Raw genomic sequence first — 270 nt, forward strand, 5'->3', positions numbered from 1 at the left:
CATCCTGTTCGAGCATGCTGCAACCAAACGCGCGTTCCTGAACAGTTTTGGGTTGACGCTTGCTGCGTCGTTCTTTGCGGTGTTAATCGCTGTTCCGCTGGCCTATATCACGACCTGGCGGAAACGCTGGTGGACAAGACTGTTCAATCTGACAGCCGAACTGCCTTACGCATTGCCCGGTGTTGTCATGGCAATTGCGTCTCTGTTGCTTTTCCTGTAGCCGCTGCCGCTGTTGGGCTTCCATATCTATAATACGATCTGGATCTTTCT

General features: G+C 52.2%; 1 protein-coding gene. It reads left to right on the forward strand.

The window, feature by feature from the left end:
• Positions 1-220 (forward strand): hypothetical protein (locus Q5762_RS38480; protein ID WP_315896961.1); only part of this gene is annotated, 220 nt, incomplete at its 5' end.
• Between the last annotated feature and the right edge of the window lie 50 nt (positions 221-270).

The organism is Streptomyces sp. P9(2023) (genome assembly GCF_032436795.1).
Lineage (GTDB): Bacteria > Actinomycetota > Actinomycetes > Streptomycetales > Streptomycetaceae > Streptomyces.